The 19239-nt window shown below is 66.6% G+C and carries 21 protein-coding genes; 4 read left to right on the top strand and 17 right to left on the bottom strand.

Annotation, left to right across the window (positions count from 1 at the left end; translation table 11 throughout):
- The first annotated feature begins 11 nt into the window (after window positions 1–11).
- The 3 genes from HNR01_RS01905 (at window position 12) to HNR01_RS01915 (ending at window position 2392) form a co-directional block, all read left to right on the top strand.
- Complete coding sequence (locus HNR01_RS01905; RefSeq protein ID WP_183666286.1) at window positions 12–455, top strand: curli production assembly/transport component CsgF; 444 nt, start codon at window positions 12–14, stop codon at window positions 453–455.
- A 133-nt stretch (window positions 456–588) separates the two neighbouring features.
- Window positions 589–1512, top strand: coding sequence for a CsgG/HfaB family protein (locus HNR01_RS01910; RefSeq protein ID WP_183666415.1), 924 nt, complete (start codon window positions 589–591; stop codon window positions 1510–1512).
- Between the two features lie 25 nt (window positions 1513–1537).
- A complete protein-coding gene (locus HNR01_RS01915; RefSeq protein ID WP_246417355.1) occupies window positions 1538–2392 on the top strand; it encodes a lytic transglycosylase domain-containing protein in 855 nt (284 codons plus the stop codon).
- A 275-nt stretch (window positions 2393–2667) separates the two neighbouring features.
- Here the strand turns inward: HNR01_RS01915 and HNR01_RS27995 are convergent, their stop codons facing one another.
- From HNR01_RS27995 to HNR01_RS01975, 12 genes are all read right to left on the bottom strand, one after another.
- The gene (locus tag HNR01_RS27995; RefSeq protein ID WP_183666290.1) at window positions 2668–2997 is read right to left on the bottom strand and encodes a curlin repeat-containing protein; all 330 of its coding nucleotides are present in this window, start codon (window positions 2995–2997) and stop codon (window positions 2668–2670) included.
- A gap of 414 nt (window positions 2998–3411) precedes the next feature.
- Window positions 3412–3714, bottom strand: a complete 303-nt coding sequence (locus HNR01_RS01925) for a cytochrome C oxidase subunit IV family protein (RefSeq protein WP_183666292.1) — start codon at window positions 3712–3714, stop codon at window positions 3412–3414.
- Entirely contained in the window at window positions 3711–4400 is a 690-nt protein-coding gene (locus HNR01_RS01930) for a cytochrome c oxidase subunit 3 (protein WP_183666294.1), read from the bottom strand. The genes HNR01_RS01925 and HNR01_RS01930 overlap by 4 nt, the downstream gene beginning before the upstream one ends.
- Window positions 4397–6088 (bottom strand): cytochrome c oxidase subunit I, encoded by a 1692-nt coding sequence (gene ctaD, locus HNR01_RS01935; RefSeq protein WP_017483035.1) that lies wholly within the window; start codon window positions 6086–6088, stop codon window positions 4397–4399. The genes HNR01_RS01930 and ctaD overlap by 4 nt, the downstream gene beginning before the upstream one ends.
- A 34-nt stretch (window positions 6089–6122) precedes the next feature.
- A complete protein-coding gene (gene coxB, locus HNR01_RS01940; protein ID WP_183666296.1) occupies window positions 6123–7211 on the bottom strand; it encodes a cytochrome c oxidase subunit II in 1089 nt (362 codons plus the stop codon).
- A complete protein-coding gene (locus tag HNR01_RS01945; RefSeq protein WP_017483037.1) occupies window positions 7211–7699 on the bottom strand; it encodes a hypothetical protein in 489 nt (162 codons plus the stop codon). Before HNR01_RS01945 ends, coxB begins: the two co-directional genes overlap by 1 nt.
- Window positions 7692–8648, bottom strand: coding sequence for a hypothetical protein (locus HNR01_RS01950; RefSeq protein ID WP_183666298.1), 957 nt, complete (start codon window positions 8646–8648; stop codon window positions 7692–7694). Before HNR01_RS01950 ends, HNR01_RS01945 begins: the two co-directional genes overlap by 8 nt.
- Window positions 8645–9172, bottom strand: a complete 528-nt coding sequence (locus tag HNR01_RS01955) for a c-type cytochrome (protein WP_183666300.1) — start codon at window positions 9170–9172, stop codon at window positions 8645–8647. Before HNR01_RS01955 ends, HNR01_RS01950 begins: the two co-directional genes overlap by 4 nt.
- Complete coding sequence (locus HNR01_RS01960; RefSeq protein WP_183666302.1) at window positions 9169–9687, bottom strand: DUF3341 domain-containing protein; 519 nt, start codon at window positions 9685–9687, stop codon at window positions 9169–9171. Before HNR01_RS01960 ends, HNR01_RS01955 begins: the two co-directional genes overlap by 4 nt.
- Window positions 9684–11054, bottom strand: coding sequence for an NrfD/PsrC family molybdoenzyme membrane anchor subunit (nrfD, locus tag HNR01_RS01965; protein ID WP_183666304.1), 1371 nt, complete (start codon window positions 11052–11054; stop codon window positions 9684–9686). The genes HNR01_RS01960 and nrfD overlap by 4 nt, the downstream gene beginning before the upstream one ends.
- Window positions 11051–13861 carry a 4Fe-4S dicluster domain-containing protein gene (locus HNR01_RS01970; protein WP_183666306.1) on the bottom strand — a complete coding sequence of 937 codons (2811 nt, stop codon included), beginning with the start codon at window positions 13859–13861 and terminating at the stop codon, window positions 11051–11053. The genes nrfD and HNR01_RS01970 overlap by 4 nt, the downstream gene beginning before the upstream one ends.
- Window positions 13849–14508, bottom strand: a complete 660-nt coding sequence (locus HNR01_RS01975) for a cytochrome c3 family protein (RefSeq protein WP_183666308.1) — start codon at window positions 14506–14508, stop codon at window positions 13849–13851. Before HNR01_RS01975 ends, HNR01_RS01970 begins: the two co-directional genes overlap by 13 nt.
- An 845-nt stretch (window positions 14509–15353) precedes the next feature.
- On the opposite strand from HNR01_RS01975, the gene HNR01_RS01980 reads away from it, so the two are divergent.
- Entirely contained in the window at window positions 15354–16184 is an 831-nt protein-coding gene (locus HNR01_RS01980; RefSeq protein ID WP_183666417.1) for a hypothetical protein, read from the top strand.
- Between the two features lie 23 nt (window positions 16185–16207).
- Here the strand turns inward: HNR01_RS01980 and HNR01_RS01985 are convergent, their stop codons facing one another.
- The 5 genes from HNR01_RS01985 to HNR01_RS02005 form a co-directional block, all read right to left on the bottom strand.
- Window positions 16208–16423, bottom strand: coding sequence for a hypothetical protein (locus HNR01_RS01985; protein ID WP_153873322.1), 216 nt, complete (start codon window positions 16421–16423; stop codon window positions 16208–16210).
- A 185-nt stretch (window positions 16424–16608) separates the two neighbouring features.
- Complete coding sequence (locus tag HNR01_RS01990) at window positions 16609–17493, bottom strand: SMP-30/gluconolactonase/LRE family protein (RefSeq protein ID WP_183666419.1); 885 nt, start codon at window positions 17491–17493, stop codon at window positions 16609–16611.
- A gap of 110 nt (window positions 17494–17603) precedes the next feature.
- Window positions 17604–18506 carry an NAD(P)/FAD-dependent oxidoreductase gene (locus tag HNR01_RS01995; RefSeq protein ID WP_183666310.1) on the bottom strand — a complete coding sequence of 301 codons (903 nt, stop codon included), beginning with the start codon at window positions 18504–18506 and terminating at the stop codon, window positions 17604–17606.
- A 72-nt stretch (window positions 18507–18578) separates the two neighbouring features.
- Window positions 18579–18914 carry a Grx4 family monothiol glutaredoxin gene (gene grxD, locus HNR01_RS02000; RefSeq protein WP_017483048.1) on the bottom strand — a complete coding sequence of 112 codons (336 nt, stop codon included), beginning with the start codon at window positions 18912–18914 and terminating at the stop codon, window positions 18579–18581.
- A gap of 72 nt (window positions 18915–18986) precedes the next feature.
- Window positions 18987–19223, bottom strand: a complete 237-nt coding sequence (locus tag HNR01_RS02005; RefSeq protein WP_017483049.1) for a BolA family protein — start codon at window positions 19221–19223, stop codon at window positions 18987–18989.
- Window positions 19224–19239: the final 16 nt, after the last annotated feature.

Raw genomic sequence — 19239 nt, forward strand, 5'->3', positions numbered from 1 at the left:
GAAGTCCGCCCATGACGACACGCATCTTGGCCGCAAGTGCTCTGCTGATGCTCTCGGCCGGTTCAGTTATGGCCGGCAATCTCATCTATCAGCCGGTCAATCCCGCGTTCGGAGGGAGCCCTCTCAACGGAAACTGGCTGCAGAGCGAGGCCAACGCCCAAAACATGCCGCAGGCCCGCGAGCAGCGCCTGAATCAGATCTTCACGAGCCAGACTGGTCGGAACGGCCAATCGCTGACGCCCAGCCAGATCTTTGCCCAGCAGTTGCAGTCGCAACTCTACAGCTCTCTGGCGAACCAGATTACGCGGGCGATCTTCGGCGAGAATGCGCAACAAAGCGGTAACTTTGAGTTCCAAGGGACAAAAATAAACTTCAATCGCGAAGGTCCGAACGTGCGGATCGAAATTTTCGATGGGCAGACGACCAGCACTGTTTTGGTGCCTGCTGGTCCATAGCTGTCGCGAGATCGACATCACCGTCGTCCTGCAGCTCCGGAACCAGATCGGAGGCGAGGAATGCGGTGTTCGCGCCACGATAATCCGAAGGTCGCACCAAGCGACCCCGTCATGATCGGGATTCTTGATCCTTATGTGGGCTGAAAACTTCTCGATCCGACGCCTCGCCGTCGGTAGTCTTCTCGCCGCAGCACTCAGTTTGGGTGGCTGCGTCGCCATTGGCGAGCGCGAACCGCTCAATGAGGCGCCGACCGTCACCGAGACCTCGCCGACAGGCTTGAACCTCGAATTGCTTCCGCCGCCCGCAAAAGCCGTGGACCTCGCGGTCTACAGCTTTCCCGATTTGACCGGGCAGAACAAACCCAGCGACAACTTCGCCGAGTTCTCGCGTGCCGTGACGCAGGGCGGCGCCGCCTTCCTCGTGGATGCCCTGAGACGCACCGGCGGGGGCAGCTGGTTCCGCGTCGTCGAGCGCGGCAGCCTCGCCAATATCTTGCAGGAACGGCAACTCATCCGCGCGACCCGCCAGGAATTCGATCAGGACCAGGCCAAGCCCCTGCCGCCGATCCGCTTCGCCGGCCTGTTAGTCGAAGGCGGCATCCTTGCCTACGACGCGAATTTCGTGACCGGCGGCATTGGCGCCCGCTATCTTGGAATCGGCGGCGACATCCGCTATCGGCGCGACGTCGTGACGGTCGGCATGCGTATCGTGTCCGTCCAGTCGGGCGAGGTGTTGACCAGTGTCACGACGACGAAGACGATCTACTCGATCGGGCTCAACACGAACACGTTTCGCTACGTCGCGGTCAACAAGCTGTTCGAGTTCGATGCGGGTGTCACGCGCAACGAGCCGACGCAGTTCGCCGTGCGGGAATCGATCGAGCTGGCCGTCTACTCGACCTTGATGGAGGGCGCGCGCAAGGGGCTTTGGAAGTTCCGCGATCCGACGATCGGCCAACGGCTTCTCCGGGAATACATCGAACGGGACAAGCCGCTGCCGCCCGCCAGCGCGAATGCCGAGATCGTTCAGGAAGCCGTCGTCGTCGCGAAGAATTGAGACGATGCGCGCTCGACGAGCATGGATGGCGCCAGTGCTGTTGGCGGCGGTTCTGTTTGCCTCCCCCACGCAAGCCGACCTTCGCGCTCGTGGAACGGTCCTGGATCTGACCGTGACGGCGCAGGCTGAGACACAGAGCGAACCGCCGATCCCAGCGGTGATCGCGATCGTCGAGAGGATCGTGCCGGAGATCTCCGTCGCAGGGATCTCGGCGCTGATCACGCAGGCAGCGATGAACACCGGCGTTCCCGCCGATTTTCTTCTCCGGTTGCTCAAGCGTGAGAGCAACTTGAACCCCACGGCCGTGAGTCCCAAAGGAGCGCTCGGGATCGCTCAATTCATGCCGGCGACCGCGGCCGAGCGCGGATTGGCCGATCCGTTCGATCCGGTTCAGGCCATTCCCAAGGCAGCCGAACTCCTGCGCGATCTGCGGCAGCGTTATGGAAGCTGGGCTCTGGCGGCGGCGGCCTACAATGCAGGTCCCGGCCGGGTCGATGCTTGGCTGCTTGGTCGCCTGGAACTGCCGAAGGAGACGGTGGACTACGTCGTCAACATCACCGGGGTGGACACGCTGAGTTCGGCCGCGGTCTATCGTCCAGCCCAATCCGGGGGGCCACTCCAGATTGCGTCCTTCGCCGCCTCCCTCCCCTTGTTCGCGGTCGCATCGGAAGGCTCCGCCCTCCGCGCATCGGATCATCGGGAGACCTCGGCGGAGGCGAAACGGGCGGCGAAATCGGCTGACGGCGTCACGGCGCCGCTCACGACAGCTCAACTGCGCGCCGCGGCTGGGGGCATCTTGCGGCCTGCGGCCGGGTTGAGCCCGCCCTGCGCGGCTCTGCTCAACTCGAACGCGCCATGTCTCAATTTGAGCCGTTATTGAGCCGCTCGATACGGAGTCCTTCCGAAGGGTTCGACCCGCCCTCCGTCATCCCTAGGCGCCGAGAGCGAGACCGGAACCCGGAATGGCCCTCGCGCGGCCGTATGCCTCTCATCCAGAATGGAGTCCGGATTTCAACACGCCCCTACGGAATCAAGCGGGCGACGTAATCGAGGAAGGCGGTCGGAATCAGTCTGCACTCACGGCTTTGCGCCGGATGCCGCGAAGAGGGTGCAAGCACCGTCCGTGCAGAACCGACGACGACCCGCCGTATCTCGTCAACGTCCCTGCTTCAGCGTGATCTGGTTGAATGAGCCGGATTGCGCGATGACAGCGCTGTTGGACACACCGCTCTGCATGATGCGAATGACGTTGCCGATGCCGGTCTGCGTCGCGTCAATACGATTGTACTGACCTTCCTGCAAACCGTAGAAGGCATTGCCCTGGCCCGGCGTCGGCACGCTGTCGGAGGGCGGTGAGACGCGGTTCATCGTGTTCCGCAGGGCGCCGTTCTCGATATCCTGCATCGTCACGTCCGACCGTGCCATCAGGGCGGACAGGTCCTGCGCCGACGCGGAGACCGACATCGGTACCAGGGCAGTGAACACGGTAACGAGCGGAACGATTCTTCGCATCGGATGGCATCCTTTTCGCCGCCCGACCATCGGTTTTGTCCGTTAAGAAAGCTTCAAGAGACACGCGGTCTTTAGACAAGGCCGGCTGTTTTCGGGATCGACGATCACGACCTCAAATGATTGCGGGCGGCTCGGACGATCGAATCCTGAAAATGAGTCCAGACTAGAGGAGGCTCCCCCGACATGCCTGATCCTGGAACGGCCGGGCAGTCGCATCGGGGCCTGTGCCACTTCCTGCCCAGCGGTTCGGCCGCCGCTCCGACCTTCCGCGGCGCTGATGGCCTGAACTCAGCATCGCCGAGTCCGGCGCCCCGACCGTCGGGCCACTCGGGTTCCGCCTGGAACGCAGTGGGCACGAAAAGACCCGCAGGATCATCGAACGCGGCATCAGGAGTTGGCGAGGCGGCTCAGCGTGTCGGTCAGGGTCAGTGCGAACAGGATGGCGAGCCAGAACAATCCGCAAGCCGCCGCCAGCCGAACTAGGGCATCGGCCCGGTCGAGCCGCATCAACAGCAGCGCCACGAGGGCGGCCTGGGTCGCGGCGATGCCGAAATTGATGGGCGCCGCCCAGGATGCGGGGGCGGCGTAGGCGGCGAAAAGGCTCAGGGCCAGAAATGCGAGCAACAGAACCCAAACGATAAGGCCCCGCCGCCAGATCCTGCCGATCGACGTCCGCGACCGCTCACTCATCCGGCGCGTCCATCGAGATAGAGCATGGGGTAGAGGACGATCCAGATCATGTCGACGAACCCCCAGTAGAGCATCGCCACCTCGACCTGCGGACTCTCGAACAGAAAGCCGGGCTCGCGCCATTCTTTCCAGATCAGGCGAACGACGAGGGCGATCCCGATCGAGAGATGGATGGCGTGGATCGAGGTCGCGAGCCAGTAGAAGCCGAAGAACAGCTGCGTTGTTGGCTCCTTCAGCGCGAAGCTCGCCCCGGGCAGGAGGTGCTTCTCGATGTCCTCGCGATACTCCACGCCCTTCACCGCCATGAAGGCGAGGCCGAGAAGGACCGTGGCGCCGAGGCACCAGAGCGTCAGACGCTGAAGGCCCTTCTGTTCGGAAGCCTGCGAAGCGATGGCGGCGCAAAGCCCACTCGTGAGGAGGAGGGCGGTGTTGAGCGTGCCGTAGACGATGTTGGTCTCGCGCGCCGCGATCGCGAAGTCCGCCGCGTGCTCCAGCCGCATCGCCGTGTAGAGCAGGAACAAAGCCCCGAAGAACAGCACCTCGCTAGCGATGAAGATCCAGATGCCGAAGGTCGCCCCGGCACGCTGGTAAGCGAAGGCCCGGTCACCCGCGAGACCGAGTTCGTCCCACGGCTCGCGGAGGTGCCGCTCGGCGGTCTTCTCGATAAGATCGCCACCCGCGCTCACGTCAGCGCCCCCTTCTCGGCGATGCGCGGCTCGTCACCCGGCGGCGTGGCCTCCGGATGGTAGTCGTAGGGCGGCGCGAGAACCTGCGGATTGCCGAAGAAGTTCTGCCGCGGCGGCGGCGAGGTGGTGCGCCATTCGAGGCCCGTGGCGTTCCAGGGATCGTTGAGGGCGCGGCCTCCGAAGAACAGCGACCAGGTGAGGTAGCCGAGGGGCATCAGATAGGCCACGGCGAGCACCGCCGCGCCGGAGGAGGAGAGCACGTTCCAGACCTGGAACTCCGGCGGATAGGTGTAGTAGCGCCGCGGCATGCCGAGATAGCCGGCGATGAATTGCGGGAAGAAGGTCAGATTGAAACCGAAGAACATCAGAAGAGCGGCGAAGCGTGCCCAGCTCTCCGGGTACATCCGCCCCGTCACCTTCGGCCACCAGAAGTGCAGGCCGGCGAAGTAGGCCGACACGGAGGCACCGACCATAATGTAGTGGAAGTGCGCGACGACGAAGTAAGTATCCTGCACGTGCACATCGATCGGTACGGAGGCCAGGAAGAGACCGGTCAGGCCGCCCATGGTGAACAAGCCCAGGAAACCGAGTGCGTAGAGCATCGGCGACTCGAAGCCGATCTGGCCGCGGTAGAGCGTGGCGGTCCAGTTGAACACCTTGATGGCGGAGGGCACCGCCACGATGAAGGACAGGAACGAGAACACCAGGGCGGCGAACGGCGACATGCCCGAGGTGAACATGTGGTGGCCCCAGGTGAAGAAACCGATCACCGCGATCGCCACCAAGGCGTAGACCATGAAGGAATAGCCGAAAATGCGGCGCCGGGCGTAGCAGGTGATGACCTCCGAGATCACGCCCATGGCCGGAAGGATCATGATGTAAACGGCCGGGTGCGAGTAGAACCAGAACAGGTGCTGGAACAGGATCGGGTCGCCGCCGCGGGCTGGATCGAAAATCGGCAGGTTGAAGGTGCGCTCGGCGATGACGAGGACGAGCGTCAGAGCCAGCACGGGCGTGGCGAGCACGAAGATCAGGCTCGTCGTGTACATCGCCCAGACGAAGAGCGGCAGGCGGAACCATGTCATGCCCGGCGCCCGCAGGTAGTGGACCGTGGCGATGAAGTTGACGCCCGTCGCGATGGTCGAGAAGCCGGAGACGAATACCCCGAGCACGGCCAGCGTCACGAAAGTGTTCGAGAACACCGTCGAGTAGGGAACGTAGAAGGTCCAGCCGGTATCGATGCCGCCCGCCAGCACGGCCGCCAGCGTCAACAGCCCGCCGGCCATGTTGAGGTACCACGAGATCAGGTTGAGCTTGGGAAAGGCGAGGTCGCGCGCGCCGATCATCAGCGGCAGCAGGAAATTCCCCATCGTCGTCGGGATCGACGGAATAAGGAAGAACCACACCATGACGATGCCGTGTAGCGAGAACAGCTTGTTGTAGGTGTCCGCGCCGACGATGTTGCCCTCCGGCGTGAACAGTTCCAGCCGCACGAGCGTGGCGGCCGCGCCGCCGATGAAGAAGAAGAAGGTGATCGACAGCGCGTAGAGGATGGCGATGCGCTTGTGATCGGTCGTGAACAGCCAGGAAGCAACGCTGCGCCCCTCGGCGAGATAGCTGACCGGCAGTCCGAGATCCAACTCCCGGGGGTTGGCGAGCGTCGAGGCATCGGAAGAGGCGCCGCTCATCGGGCGAGACTCCGGGCGGCGTGAGGCATGGGCGTCATGGTGGGGTGTCTCCCGAAGCGGGCGCGCCGGGCACCATGGCGGGGCTGCGCAGAGACTGGTTCGGCGCGGATTCCGGCGGCGTCTGTCCGGGTGCGCAGATGTTCTGCGCCGGCGCGAGGTTGAGCGAGCCGATCAGGTCGAACCGGTCGGTGCCGTGGCGGATATAGGCGGTCAGCGCCTGGATCTCGCCGTCGGAAAGCTTGCCCTCGTAGCTCGGCATGATCGGCTCGTAGCCGGCCACCACGTCGCGCTCGGGCTGGAGGATCGAGTCGCGGACATAGGCCTCGTCCACGGTGGCGGTACGCCCGCCCTCCAGCGGCACCGACTGGTTCCAGATCCCGGCCAGTGAGGGCGCGTGCACCTTCGATCCCGCATTGTGGCAGCCCGAGCATCCGCGCTCCGAGAACAGCCGCGCACCGAGTTCGGCGAGACCGTCGCGCTCGGGCTGCCTCGTGAGCCACTGCGCGTAGTCCTGCGGCTCCATCACGATGATCCGGCCGACCATGCGCGAGTGATCGGTGCCGCAATACTCGGTGCAGAGCAGGTGGTAGGTGCCCGTCTTGGTGGCCTGGAACCACGTTTCCGTCTGCTGGTAGGGCAGGGCGTCGCGCTTGAGGCGGAAGGCCGGCACGTAGAACGAGTGGATCACGTCCTGCGAGGTCAGGAGCAGGCGGACCGGCGCGCCGACGGGAACGTGCAGTTCGTTGATCTCTCGGGTGCCGCTCGGACCCTGCGTCTTCCACATCCACTGCTTGCCGACGACATGGATCTCGATGGCGTCCTTCGGCGGCGAGAAGGCACCGATTTCGACCGAGGCCGCCCACCAGAAGATGAAGACGAAGATGAACAGGGTCGCGGCGGTCCAGCCGACCTCGAACTCCCGCGAGACGATGGTCGGCATCTCGCCGCGCTTGGCCGACGAGCCGCGGCGGTACCGGATCGCGAAGGTCACGACGAGGCCGACGACGAGGAGGACGATGGCCGAGGAGATCAGCAGGAGGCCGATGAAGATGGCATCCACCTTCGCCGCCTGGACGGAGGCGGATTCCGGTCGCAGGAAGGCGGGGATCAGCGCGTCGAGCATCACGGCGTCCCTGTCCCCGGCCCGGCACCGGACGAGAGGACGGGACCTGACGCTCCGCCGCGGCTGCCGAGCGGAGGCGTGCGCTCCGGCTGGATCGGTGCCGCGTAGGCCGCGTTGCCGCGCACGGCCAAGCGCCGCATGGCCTCCTCGATCGGCATGCGGGCGATCCCCTTCTCGCGGTCGATCCAGGCATAACCAGCGAGCTTGGCGCGCTGGTCCCTCAGCATCGCCGCAAGGTCGGCCTCGGGGCTTTGCTGCAGCCGGGGCGCCGGGAAAACCCGTGCCTGCTGGACAAGCGGTCCGAGACCCTGGCGGTTGTAGTAGAAGCGTAGGCCCCCGATGGTGACGGCCGTGAAGAGGACGATGAACAGTCCGGTCAGCAGCAGCGGCTTGAGCCGGATATCAGGAGCCTCCGTGCCGGGCGGCGCGTGGCCGACGACATCGTCGTGGACCCTCGTGTGGAGCTGACCACGCGCCGCATCAGACATGACGAGGCCTCGCGACGCGACGGACGATGAGCCGGGAGACGGAGCCCGAGAGGAGCACCAGCGCGAAGAGGGCGAGCACGGCGACTGCCGCAGCGGCGGCGGCACCCTCGCCGTAGGCCGGCAGGACGAGCCAGGCGAAGTGAACGGTCACGCCGATCAGCAGGAGCAGGCCGACGCCGCGCAGCAGCGCAGGGCTCTTCCGCACGGCCGAGAACAACAGAGCCAGGAAGGGAACGATTCCGCCGAGGAACAGGGTGGCGACGAGGACGCCGCCCCAGGGGCTCGCACCGCGCTTGAGGTACCACTCCGCCTTGGGCGGAAGGTCGCCGTACCATGCCACGATATAGGACATCAGCTCGAGGTAGAGCACGCCGAGGAGCGTCGCGAGCATCAGGCCGGCGAGGTCGGAGGCGCCGCGTGCGTCGAGGCTCGGCGGGCTCACAAGCGCGGCGAAGGCCAGGGCCGCCAGGATCTGGTGGAACGCGACGTCGGCGGCAAAGGCCGAGGAGTTGAAGCCGGGCTCGACCGAGAGGATCCAGTCGATCGAGACAAGGCTGATGGTCAGGCCGTAGAAGGTCAGGCCGAGGCCGGCGACCAGAGTGCCGGCACGTCCGGACAGGAACAAGCCCGCGAGCACCGACCAGCCGAGCAAGGTCACGGCCGCGCGGACGAGGAACAGCACCGGGTCGAGATAGAGCCGCAGGACATCCGGCGCGGCGCCGGTCCCGGCGGCCCAGGGAAAGGCCGCATGGAGCCCGAGGGCGACGCCGAGGAAGGTGAGCGCGGCGAGCGGCACGAGGGCCGTCGCCGGTCGCAGGGCGGGCGCCAGGGTCTCGCCCCAGCGACCGCCGGTCACCGCATGGATCATTACGAGGACGAGGGCGCCGAACGGCACCGCGCTCCACACGATCCAGGCGAGGAGCCAGCCGCGAAACAGGGCATCGCTCACGGCAGCTTCTCCGCGAGATCGGGGGCTTCGGCGACGCGGGCGCCCTGCGAAAGCTGCAATGCGCGGATGTAGGCGGCGATCGCCCAGCGGTCGCGGGGCTCGACCCGGTTGGCGTAGACGTACATCACCCCGTAGCCGCGGGTGATGACGTCGACGAAGTAGGCGGCCGGGGCCGCCCGCAAGCGGTCCTCGTGATAGGAGGGCGGGGCGGGAAAGCCGCGCTGCACCACCATGCCGTCGCCGTGGCCGGTATAGCCATGACAGGGTGTACAGATGGCGTCGTAGCGCTGGCGTCCGCGCTCCAGCAGCGCGGCATCGACGGGCGGCGGCTCGCGCAAGGCGGTCTCGCGGGCGAGTGCGCCGACCGCCACGGTGCCTTCCGGCGGACGGCGCGCCTCGGCGTGGTCGGGAAAGAGCGGTGCCTTGCCATAGACCTCGTAGCGGTTCTGCACCCGCATCGACTGGTCTTCGCAGGCAGCCAAAGCGGCCAGCAGCGGCAGCAGAAGGGGGAGCACGCGCCTCACGGGTGCATCTCCGCGACGAGAAGGGCACCGGCCCGTTCCAAACTGCGGCGCAGGGCGCTCGCATCCGCGTCCTTCGGCGCGATGAGGAGCAGGAAGCGGTCCTGGCTCGCGCGTTCGAATTGCGGGATCGCGAAGAGCGGATGGTGCAGGCGCGGCAATCCGCAAACCCAGAACAGGGTGACGAGTCCGGCAATGGCCGCGATCAGCACTCCGAACTCGAACGGCACCAGTAGGAAGACCGGCCAGGAATGGAGCGGACGCCCGCCCGTGTTGAGTGGGTAATCGATCACCGACGAGTACCATTGCAGGGCGTACATCGCCGCCGCCGCCCCGAAGCCGGCCAGAGCCATCACCGGCCGCACCGGGTTGCGTTTCGGCGCGAAGGCGTCCGTGAGGTCCGGTACCGGGAACGGCGTGAAGGCGTCGAGGGTACGGTGGCCGTCGGCGGCAGCGAGCCGCATCGCCCGCACCAGTGCCTCGGGGCTATCGAATTCGGCGAGCAGCGGGGCGCTCATGCCGTGCCCCTTCTCGCCGCGCCCTCGTCATGGGCAAGTTGGCTGACCTCATGGATCGAGACGATCGGGAAGATCCGCGCGAGCACGAGGAAGCCGAACGCGAACAGACCGAGCGGCGCGATCAGGATCACCACGTCGTAGACGCTGACGTGATAGGTCCGCCACAGGCTGACGGCGTGACCGTGCGACAGCGTATTCCAGACGATCAGGATCCGCTCCAGCCACATGCCGAGATTGATCACGATCGAGATGATCGCGAGCGCCCAAAGGTTGAGGCGTACGCGGGCGAACCAGAGCGCCTGCGGCGCGAGGCAGTTGCAGAACAGCAGGCTGTAATAGAGCCAGCGATAGTCGCCAGTGAAGAAGTAGCTGATGACCGTACGGTCGGCGTGCTCGCCGCCGTACCAACCCATGAACCACTCCGTGGCGTAGGAGATCGTCATGACGAGGCTGGCGAACAACATCACCTTCGCCATGGCATCGAAGTGGGACGGGGTGATCACCGCCTGCAGGTTCAGGCCCCAGCGGATGACAATGGCCAGCACCACCACCATGGCGAAGCCCGAATACATCGCGCCGACGACGAAGTAGGGCGGGAAGATCGATTCCTGCCAGCCGGGCATCAGGCTCGCCGCAAAGTCGAGGCCGACGATGGAGTGGACCGAACAGACCAGCGGGACGGCGAGCGCCGCCATGGTCTTGTGGAAGGTCTCGTAGGCGGCCCAGTGCCGGGCCGAGCCGCGCCAACCGAGCGCCATCGCGCCGTAAATCCGCCGTCCCATACGCGATCGCGCCCGGTCGCGCATGGTCGCGAGATCGGGCAGCAGGCCGGTGAACCAGAAAATCAGTGAGAACAGCAGGTAGCTGAGGATCGCCCAGAAGTCCCAGACCAGCGCCGAGCGCCATTGCGGCCAGAGATCCATGGTGTTGGGGTAGGGCGCGAGCCAGTAGGAATAGAGCGGACGCCCGAGATGGATGATCGGGAAGATACCGGCGATGGCGGCCGCGAACAGCGTCATCGCCTCGGCGAAGCGGTTGATCGAGGCGCGCCAGTGCTGGCGCGTCAGCAGCAGCATCGAGGAGATCAGCGTGCCCGCGTTGCCGATGCCGATCCACCAGACGTAGTTGGCGATCGAGAACCCCCACACCACCGTCGTGTTCACGCCCGACAGGCCGATGCCGACGGTGAGCACCGCGCCGATGGCGACCACGGTGGCGAGCACCAGGGGCATCACCCCGAGGAAGGCGATGACCCAGGCGCGGCCCGGCCCGCGCCGCTGGATCGGGTCGGCGACCGCGGCGCAGATCTCGCCGTAGCCGAGGCGATCACGGTCGATCCATCGGTGCGGCTGCGCCGGCCCGCTCACGAACGATCCTCCTTCAGGTCTGAATTCGGGGCGCGGAGGTTCGCGAGGTAGGTCGTGCGCGGGCGGGTGTTCAGTTCCTCCATCAGCGCGTAGTGGCGCGGGTCCTGCCGCATCTGCGCTATGGCGCTGCCGGGCTTGGCAAGATCGCCGAAATGGATCGCCCGCGTCGGGCAGGCGGATTGGCAGGCGGTGGCGACCGCCTCCATCTCGCGCCCGTCGCGCGCGGCCGCCTGCCGTTCAGTGGCGATGCGCTGGATGCAGTAGGTGCATTTTTCCATGACGCCGCGGGCGCGGACCGTGACGTTGGGGTTGCGCTGCGCCTTCACCGACTCCGCGCCGAGATTGGCGTAGGGCTGGCCGTCGGCGTAGCCGAAGAAGTTGAAGCGGCGCACCTTGTAGGGGCAGTTCGCCTCGCAGAAGCGGGTGCCGACGCAGCGATTGTAGACCTGCAGATTCAAGCCCTCTCCGTCATGGACCGAAGCCGCGACGGGGCAGACCGGCTCGCAGGGCGCGTGCTCGCAATGCATGCAGGGCACGGGCTGGAACCCGGCCCGCGGTGCTTCCGGGCTCCCTTCGTCGTAGATGTCGATGCGCAGCCAATGCATCATCCGGCCTCGCGCGATCTCCTCCGGGCCGACCACGGGGACGTTGTTCTCGGACTGGCAGGCGACGACGCAGGCGTTGCAGCCGATGCAGGCATCGGTGTCGATCACCATCGCCCAGGCATGGCCGTCGGCATCCCCCTTCCATGGCGCGAGCAGGCTCGGCTGAGCCGCGCCGACGCCCTTTGGCTCGGTGCTGGCGAGCGCGGCGAGGTCGATCTGCCGGTACAGCTTTTTGGTCTCGCCCTCGATCTCGACATAGTTCTGCGTGCGCAGGATCGTTTCGGTTCTGTCGGATTTCGCGAGATCGACGCCGGTCACGAGCCAGGGCGAGGCGGCGCTCGCGAGAGCGTACGCGTTCGCGCCGATGCCATTTCCGATGGCTCCGGCCCGCTCGCGGCCGTAGCCGAGCGTCAGCACGCCGACGCCCTCGGCGACACCGGACTCGATGACGACCGGCACCTCGATCGAGCGTCCACCCGCGCTCGCGCGCACCACGTCGCCAGCCTCGAGCCCGCGTCGCCCTGCCTCCGCGCGGGACAGCGCGAGCGCGTTGCCCCATACCTGCTTCGAGATCGGCTTCGGACATTCCTGAAGCCACGCATTGTTGGCGAAACGCCCGTCCCAGAGACAGGGGTCCGGCCGCAGCTCGACCGTCAGGCCCTCGCCCCGGCCGCCGTCGGGCAAAGCAATCAGGCGCGGCTCGCCGGGGTCGAGGATCGCCGCCGCCGTGCCCTCGATGAGGCCGTCATGGAGGCCGCGGCGCCACCAGCCCTCGAAGTCGACTCCGCCGCGTTCGCGCCACGTCTCACGGACGAGAGCGTAGCCCGCCGTCGCCGTGCGGCCGGAGAAAAGTGGGAGGATCTCGTGGAGCGAGCGCCCGTCGTAGAGGGGGCGCAGCAGCGGCTGAACGAGGCTCACGGTCCCGTCCGTGGCGCGAAGGTCCGACCAGCTCTCCAGTTCGTGGGTGAGCGGCAGGTGCCAGTGGGTGGCGCCCGCCGTCTCGTCGCCGTGCAGACCGGCATGGACGCTGAACCGGGCACGCCCGATGCGCTTGGCGAGATCGAGATCGGCCGGCGCCGTCGCGACCGGATCGCCACCCAGGATCGCGAGGCAGGTCACGTCGCCGCGGTCGAGGGCGTCCGCCAGCTCGAGGAGGCTTGCCGGCCTGCGTCCCTCGATGCCTTCGGGCGGCAGGATGAAGTCCACCGGCGCCCGCAGGCGCGCGTTGATCCAGTGCGCGAGGGCGTGACACTCCGGTGCGAGCGCGACTCCGACCAGCACCAGCGCGCGGCCCTGCTGTGCCATGAGGTCGTCGGCGGCAGCCTGGGCGAAGAGCCGCGTCGCCTCGGACAGGGCGGGCGCGGGCAGTCCGGCGCCGAGGGCGTTGGCGACGATCGTCAGGATCGCCGGCTGATCGAACGGATCAACGGCCCGGCGCGCATCCGCCTTGACGCCGGTCAGCGTCAGGGCGGCCTCCGCCACGTAGAGCCGGCCGAACCGCGCCGTGTCGCGCCGCCGGCCGATCAGCGCGTTCGAGAGCCGGATCTGATCGGGTCCGGGCCCGAGCGGATCGGCGCCGACGCACAGGATGGTCTCGGCCCGATCGAGCTGGGGCAGGGCGCGGAGGCGTCGGCCGAATGCGCGTTCGGCTCCGCGCTCGGCATTGTCCTCATCGACTGCCTCGTGAAGATGCCACACGGCCTCCGGCAATTGACCGAGCAGGAGGTCGATCTGGCGCGCGAGGGTCGGTGAGGTGACGCGGCCGGTGACGAGATGCAGACCGCGCCCGCGTGCACCGCGAACCGTTGCGAGTGGTCCGTTCACCGCCCGCTCGAACATGTCCCAGGAGGCGATGCCGTTGACCCGCTCGGTCACCGTACGCGAGCGATCGGGATCGTAGAGGTCGAGGATCGCGGCCTCGGCGAAGACGTCGGTCGCGCCGAGGCTTCCCGGATGCAGCGGGTTACCTTCGATCTTGATCGGCCGGCCGTCGACCGCGATGGCGTGGACACCGCGTGCCCAACCGCTCAGGGAGAGTGCCGTCGCGTAGCGCACCGGCACGCCGGGCAGGAGCTCTTCGGGCGAGCGCACATACGGCACGATCGTCTCGACCGGCTTCGAGCAGCCGCCCGCGGCGAGGGTGATGCCGGCACCGAGAAGGCGCAGCGCGTCGCGGCGCGAGAGCGGAGTCAGCGGTGGCATATCGAGCACTCGCTCAGCCGCTCGGGCGACTTGATGCTGCGCTCCTCCATGAAGCGGGCGCCGATCACCGCCTGATCGGCCGGCGGCTTCCAGGTCATATCGAAAACCGCCTCGTGCGGCCGGAGGTTCGGCGCGGGGTCGCGATGGCAGTCGAGGCACCAGCCCATGGTGAGCGGCGCCGACTGCCGCATCAGCTTCATTGTCTGAACCGGGCCGTGGCAGGTCGAGCAACCGAGCCCCTTGGCCACGTGAACCGCGTGGTTGAAGTACACATAGGCCGGCAGGTTATGAACCCGGTTCCAGATCAGGGGCCGCCCCTCGGCGAGGCTCTGACGCACCGGCGCCAGCATCGGCGCGTTGGTCCATTCCTGCGAGTGGCAGCTCATGCAGGTCTCGGTCGGCGGGATGCCGGCAAAGGCCGCCTTCTCCACCGACGTGTGGCAGTAGCGGCAATCGATCCCAAGACCGCCGACGTGGTGCTCGTGGCTGAACGGCACCGGCTGCTCACGGGTCACGTCCTGGGCCGTCGCGTAGGGCGAGCGCCAGAGCGTGTAGGCGAGGCCCACGGCGAGAACCGGTGCGGCACCGATCGAGGCGAGGATGACGCGGGCCACGGTGTCCGCGCCCGGATGAAAGATCTGCACCATCCCGCGCGAGACGCCCTTTCCACATTCAATCCGGCATCGGCTCAGCGCGAGACTGATCCGGCGCGGCAGCGACTGCAAGCAAAAATGCTTGGTTTTTCTTCCAGATCATCAGATCAGTTCACGATCGGACGCACCATGCAGATCATACATGCGAAATATAATGGACAAATTGAGCGCAACCTCAAGTGCAGTCACAGCATTGCCTACGGAGCGCCGCCCCATACTCCCATCTCCGCTTCGAGACGCCTTGCCCGGTGAAGACCACCGCGCCGCTGCTGACGCATCACAGTGTCAACGGCGCGGGCTGGCGCACCATCCCGAACGGCAACTTTCAGCATGCGAGAAAGATCAATCGGAGCCGTAGCGTCGTGCAAACGGCCGCAGGACGAAGGCTTGAGCGGGCACACCGACCAAGGGGCCGATGCGTCTGGGTTGGGTCGTTCCGAAAAGGTGGATGCCGGATCGGCGAAAGAATGCGTACGGAAATCGGGCCCGTGGGACGTCAGGCCAACGTGATCGGCCCTGCTGCGGACCCTGATCGGGGCAAGATCCGGAATTGTCCTCACGGCGCCAGCCGAACGGGATGATCTCAAGCGCCGGAAAGCGGGCTCGTTGCGAGCCGGTAACCTTTCAGTAAACAAACATCGTTAACAAACTTCTCGAATGCTCGCTGGAACGTCTATCGGTTGACTGTCGTCCCACTGCCGAGACCGGGCGGCGCTGATCTTCCGATTGGGGGCCCGAGCCGGTTGCGCCGACGGTCCGAAGTGCTCCGCTTCCGGGCCGGCGGATCGCGTGAATCATCGTTTGAGGCTTGGCGGCCTCGTCAGCGGAAGGCCTTTGCCATGTCGGAGACGGTCCAAGCGGGCAAGAGGGCGGCGAACGCGCCGGCCGGGACGGTGTCGCCCGAGGAGATGCTGAAGCAGGCGGTTGTTGGCGCAAAGGCCGCACCGGCCGCAGCGCCGGTCGCGCCGCCCGCTCGCAAGACCATCCGTCTCGGCGCCAATGGACGGCTTGCCGCGGCGAGCGCGGCCGCCCTGATCGGCGGTCTCAGCCTCGGTCTTCTGGCGGCGCCGCAGGATCGTTCCGGCGAGGTGCTCGCACAGGTGCAGGCCGAACTCTCGAAGGGGCGGCAGGAAACGGCCCGCCTCTCCCAGGAGCTCGACCGGGTGGCCCGCACCGCAACGGCTCTGCGCGAGGCCAGCGAGGCCGCCCGCAGCGAGACCAAGTTGCTTGCAGCCAGCCTCGGCGATCGGATCACTCGCAGCGAACAAGCACTCGACAAGCGGCTCACGGGCCTGTCCGAGACGATGACCCGCAGCGAGCGCGAGCAGAGCGAGCGCATCGCCGGCATGATCGCGCAATTGGACAAGAAGGTGCCGGCCGCCGGTTCCGCAGTCCCGACCAAGCCCGATCCGAAGACGGAGGCACGCGCGCCGGAGCCGACACAGACCGGCAGTCTCCCGGACAAACCGAAGACCGAGACCCTCGATGGGTGGGCGCTGCGTGACGTCTACGACGGTGTGGCGATTCTCGAAGACCGCCGCCGCCGGCTCGTCGAGGTCGGGCGGGGGGACTCGGTGCCGGGGATCGGACGGGTGGAGGCGATCGAACGCCGGGGCCGGCAATGGGTCGTGGTGACGCGCCAGGGCCTTATCACGCCCCAGACGTGGTGAGGCGGCGCTGCATCAGCGCCGCGTCACGTCACCGGCAGGATCACGACCGGCGTGACGGCAGCCAGCCCCGCGCCCGACGCGGCGGACTCGCGTTCAGCGAGCATGGTCGCCCGCTCGGCACGAATCCGACCACGCGCCCGCGCCTCGTCCCGCGCACGCGGTGTGGCGTGGAGTATCGTCGCGAGAAGGACCTCGCCGTCGCCCTGTTCTGTCAAACTCTTCGCATCGAAGACTGGCATGACCCGCTCCCGCCCTCGACAAGGGCACGCGGTTTGCGAGCGAAAGCTCGACCGTTTGTGAAGAACTAGCGAATTGGGGATAAGTTCCACCAATCCATCGACTTTAACCGCGCTTTCATATTTGCGCCGCAGCAGAAGCTACTGCGGTGCGAAACCGCACGCTACAGCATCAATAGTTGTACGACTCAGGTGTCGGACAGATCCAGAAGATTTGGCGCGACCCCACGGAAGTCCGTTTCGATCCGATAGAGGTGACCTGCCATCGGATCGATTGTCGGATCCCGGCCTCGCAGGCAGGTCGTGACATACAGGGTCGAGAAGTCGTCTCCCCCGAAGGCACATTTGGTCACGAGCGGCGTCGGCATCGGCACGACATAGGCGACCTGCCCATCCGGTGCGAAGCGGGTGATGCGCCCGGCGCCGTAATGGCAGATCCAGAGGTGATCCTCCGCGTCGAGCGTCAGGCCATCCGGCTTGCCCCATCCGTCTTCGAACCGGAGGACGGGACGCCCTTCACCGATCCGGCTCTCATCGAGGTCGTGGACTCGCACGACGCCGTTTGCGGTATCGATCGTATAGAGGCGGCGGCCGTCCGGACTCACGACCGGACCGTTCGTCACGGCGGCGGCGCTGCCGAAGGTCTCGAGGCGGGTCCCGTCCCAGCGATGGAAGCGGCCGGTCTCCGCTTCTTCCGCGTCATCCATGCTGCCGAAGTAGAGACAACCGTCCGGCCCGACCTGTCCGCTGTTGAGCCGGTTGCCCTCCGGATAATCGTCCGGACGCACGAGTGGCGTGCGGGATCCGTCCGACAACCGCAAGGCGGCAACACCTGATTTGAAGCCGGCGACGACGCGATCCGGGTCCCGAGTCAGGAGGGCGAAGCCGATCTTCTCATCGAGGGGCAGGCGGACGGTTTCATTCGTCGCCGGCCAGTGCCGCCAGACCGCCGGATTCTCGATATCGACCCAGAGCAGAGATCCATCGCGAACATCCCACACCACCTCCTCGCCGAGGGCGCAACCGCAGGCGACCGCAACGCGCGGCGTCTTGGGATGAACGGGTGGGGTCATCATGGCTCCGGAGTTCGAAGGGAAGGGGCGCAGGGCGCTCGCGTCGAACAACGCGCCGTTCCGCCGCTTTTTCCTTCAGGTCGCGAACCGGACGGCCGATCCGGGCCGCACTACCGGGTCGCTTCCGCCACGAACTCGGCATTGATCGCGAAGGCGGCCATCGCGCCCTCCGCGGCGGCGACGACGGCGAACTGGACGCGCCGCGACGCGTCGCCCGCCACGTAGAGACCGGGGACGTTGGTCTTCTCGTATTCCTGTGTCGGAACCACGCTTCGGGTCTCGTCGAGCTCGCAGCCGAGTTGTGCGATGAGCGGCGAGGGGCTGCAGGCGAAAGGCATCAGGAAGAGGGCGGCACAGGCCGTTTCGCTGCCATCGCGAAAACGGAGGCAGGTGGGACGTCCCCCCTGTCCCTCGAGCCGCGCGATCTCCGCCTCGTTGACGCGAACCCCGTTTCGTTCGAGCCGGTCGCGGTCCTTGTCCGAGAGTTCGCCGTCGCCGCCATTGGTGCAAAGAGTGACGTCGTGGCTCCAGCCGGTCAGCTCGAGCGCGAGACCGCACCCGCCATGCCCGCGGCCATACACGATGAGCGAACGGTCCCGGACCTCGAAGCCGTCGCAATAAGGGCAGGAATGGACACCCGTGCCCCAGTAGGTGTCGAACCCCTCGATGTCGGGGATATCCTGAGCGAGGCCGGTGGCGAGGATCAGGCGGCGTGCCCGCTCGCGGCGACCGTCAGCCAGGACGATCGTGAACCCGTCGGCCTCGCGCGCGGCATGCGTGACCGCGATCTCACGGCATTCGACGGTGTCGTACCGGTCGAGGTCGGCCCGGCCCTGCGCCCTCAGATCGAAGGGAGGGGTCCCGTCACGGGTGAACAAACCCCAGGTGCGGGGGGTCGCGGCGTTGCGCGGCTCCCCCGCATCGCAGAGCAGCACCTTGCGGCGAGCCCGTCCGAGGATCAGGGCTGCGTTGAGCCCGGCCGGGCCACCGCCCACGATGATGACGTCGTGCATAGGGAACTCCCGGCGTGTCCGCCGAGAGACAAGCCCGACGAGGGGCGAAGAGTTTCCCGAAAGGGGCGCCGCTCAGGCGGCGGTCTTCACCGGCACGCCCTTCTCGGACAGGAACTGCTGCAGTTCGCCCGACTGGAACATCTCGCGGGCGATATCGCACCCGCCGACGAACTCGCCCTTCACGTAGATCTGCGGAATGGTCGGCCAGTTGGAATAGGCCTTGATGCCCTCCCGCACCGCCATGTCGTCGAGCACGTTCACGCCCTTGAACGGCACGCCGAGGTAATTGAGGATTTGAACGACCTGTCCGGAAAAGCCGCACATCGGGAATTGCGGCGTTCCCTTCATGAAGACGACCACGTCCTGAGAGTCGATCTCGTTCTTGATGGCGGTGTTGACGTCGGTCATCGCACGGTCCTCGTTGTCTCTTCGTCTCGGCGAATGAGAAATCAGGCCTGTCCGCCCGATTTCAAGATCGGCTCAATCCTGGGGAACGCCGGTGGTCAGCGCAAGGGCGTGGAGCACGCCCCCCATCCGTCCTTGGAGCGCGCCGTAGACCATCTGGTGTTGCGCCACGCGGGTCTTGCCCTTGAAGGCGGACGAGATGACGGTCGCGGCGTAATGGTCGCCGTCGCCCGCCAGATCCTTGATCTCGACCCTGGCATCGGGCAGCGCCTCGCGGATCATCGACTCGATCTCGCGCGCATCCATCGGCATTGGGGCTCTCCGCTCG

Source organism: Methylorubrum rhodesianum (genome assembly GCF_014199985.1).
Classification (GTDB): domain Bacteria; phylum Pseudomonadota; class Alphaproteobacteria; order Rhizobiales; family Beijerinckiaceae; genus Methylobacterium; species Methylobacterium rhodesianum.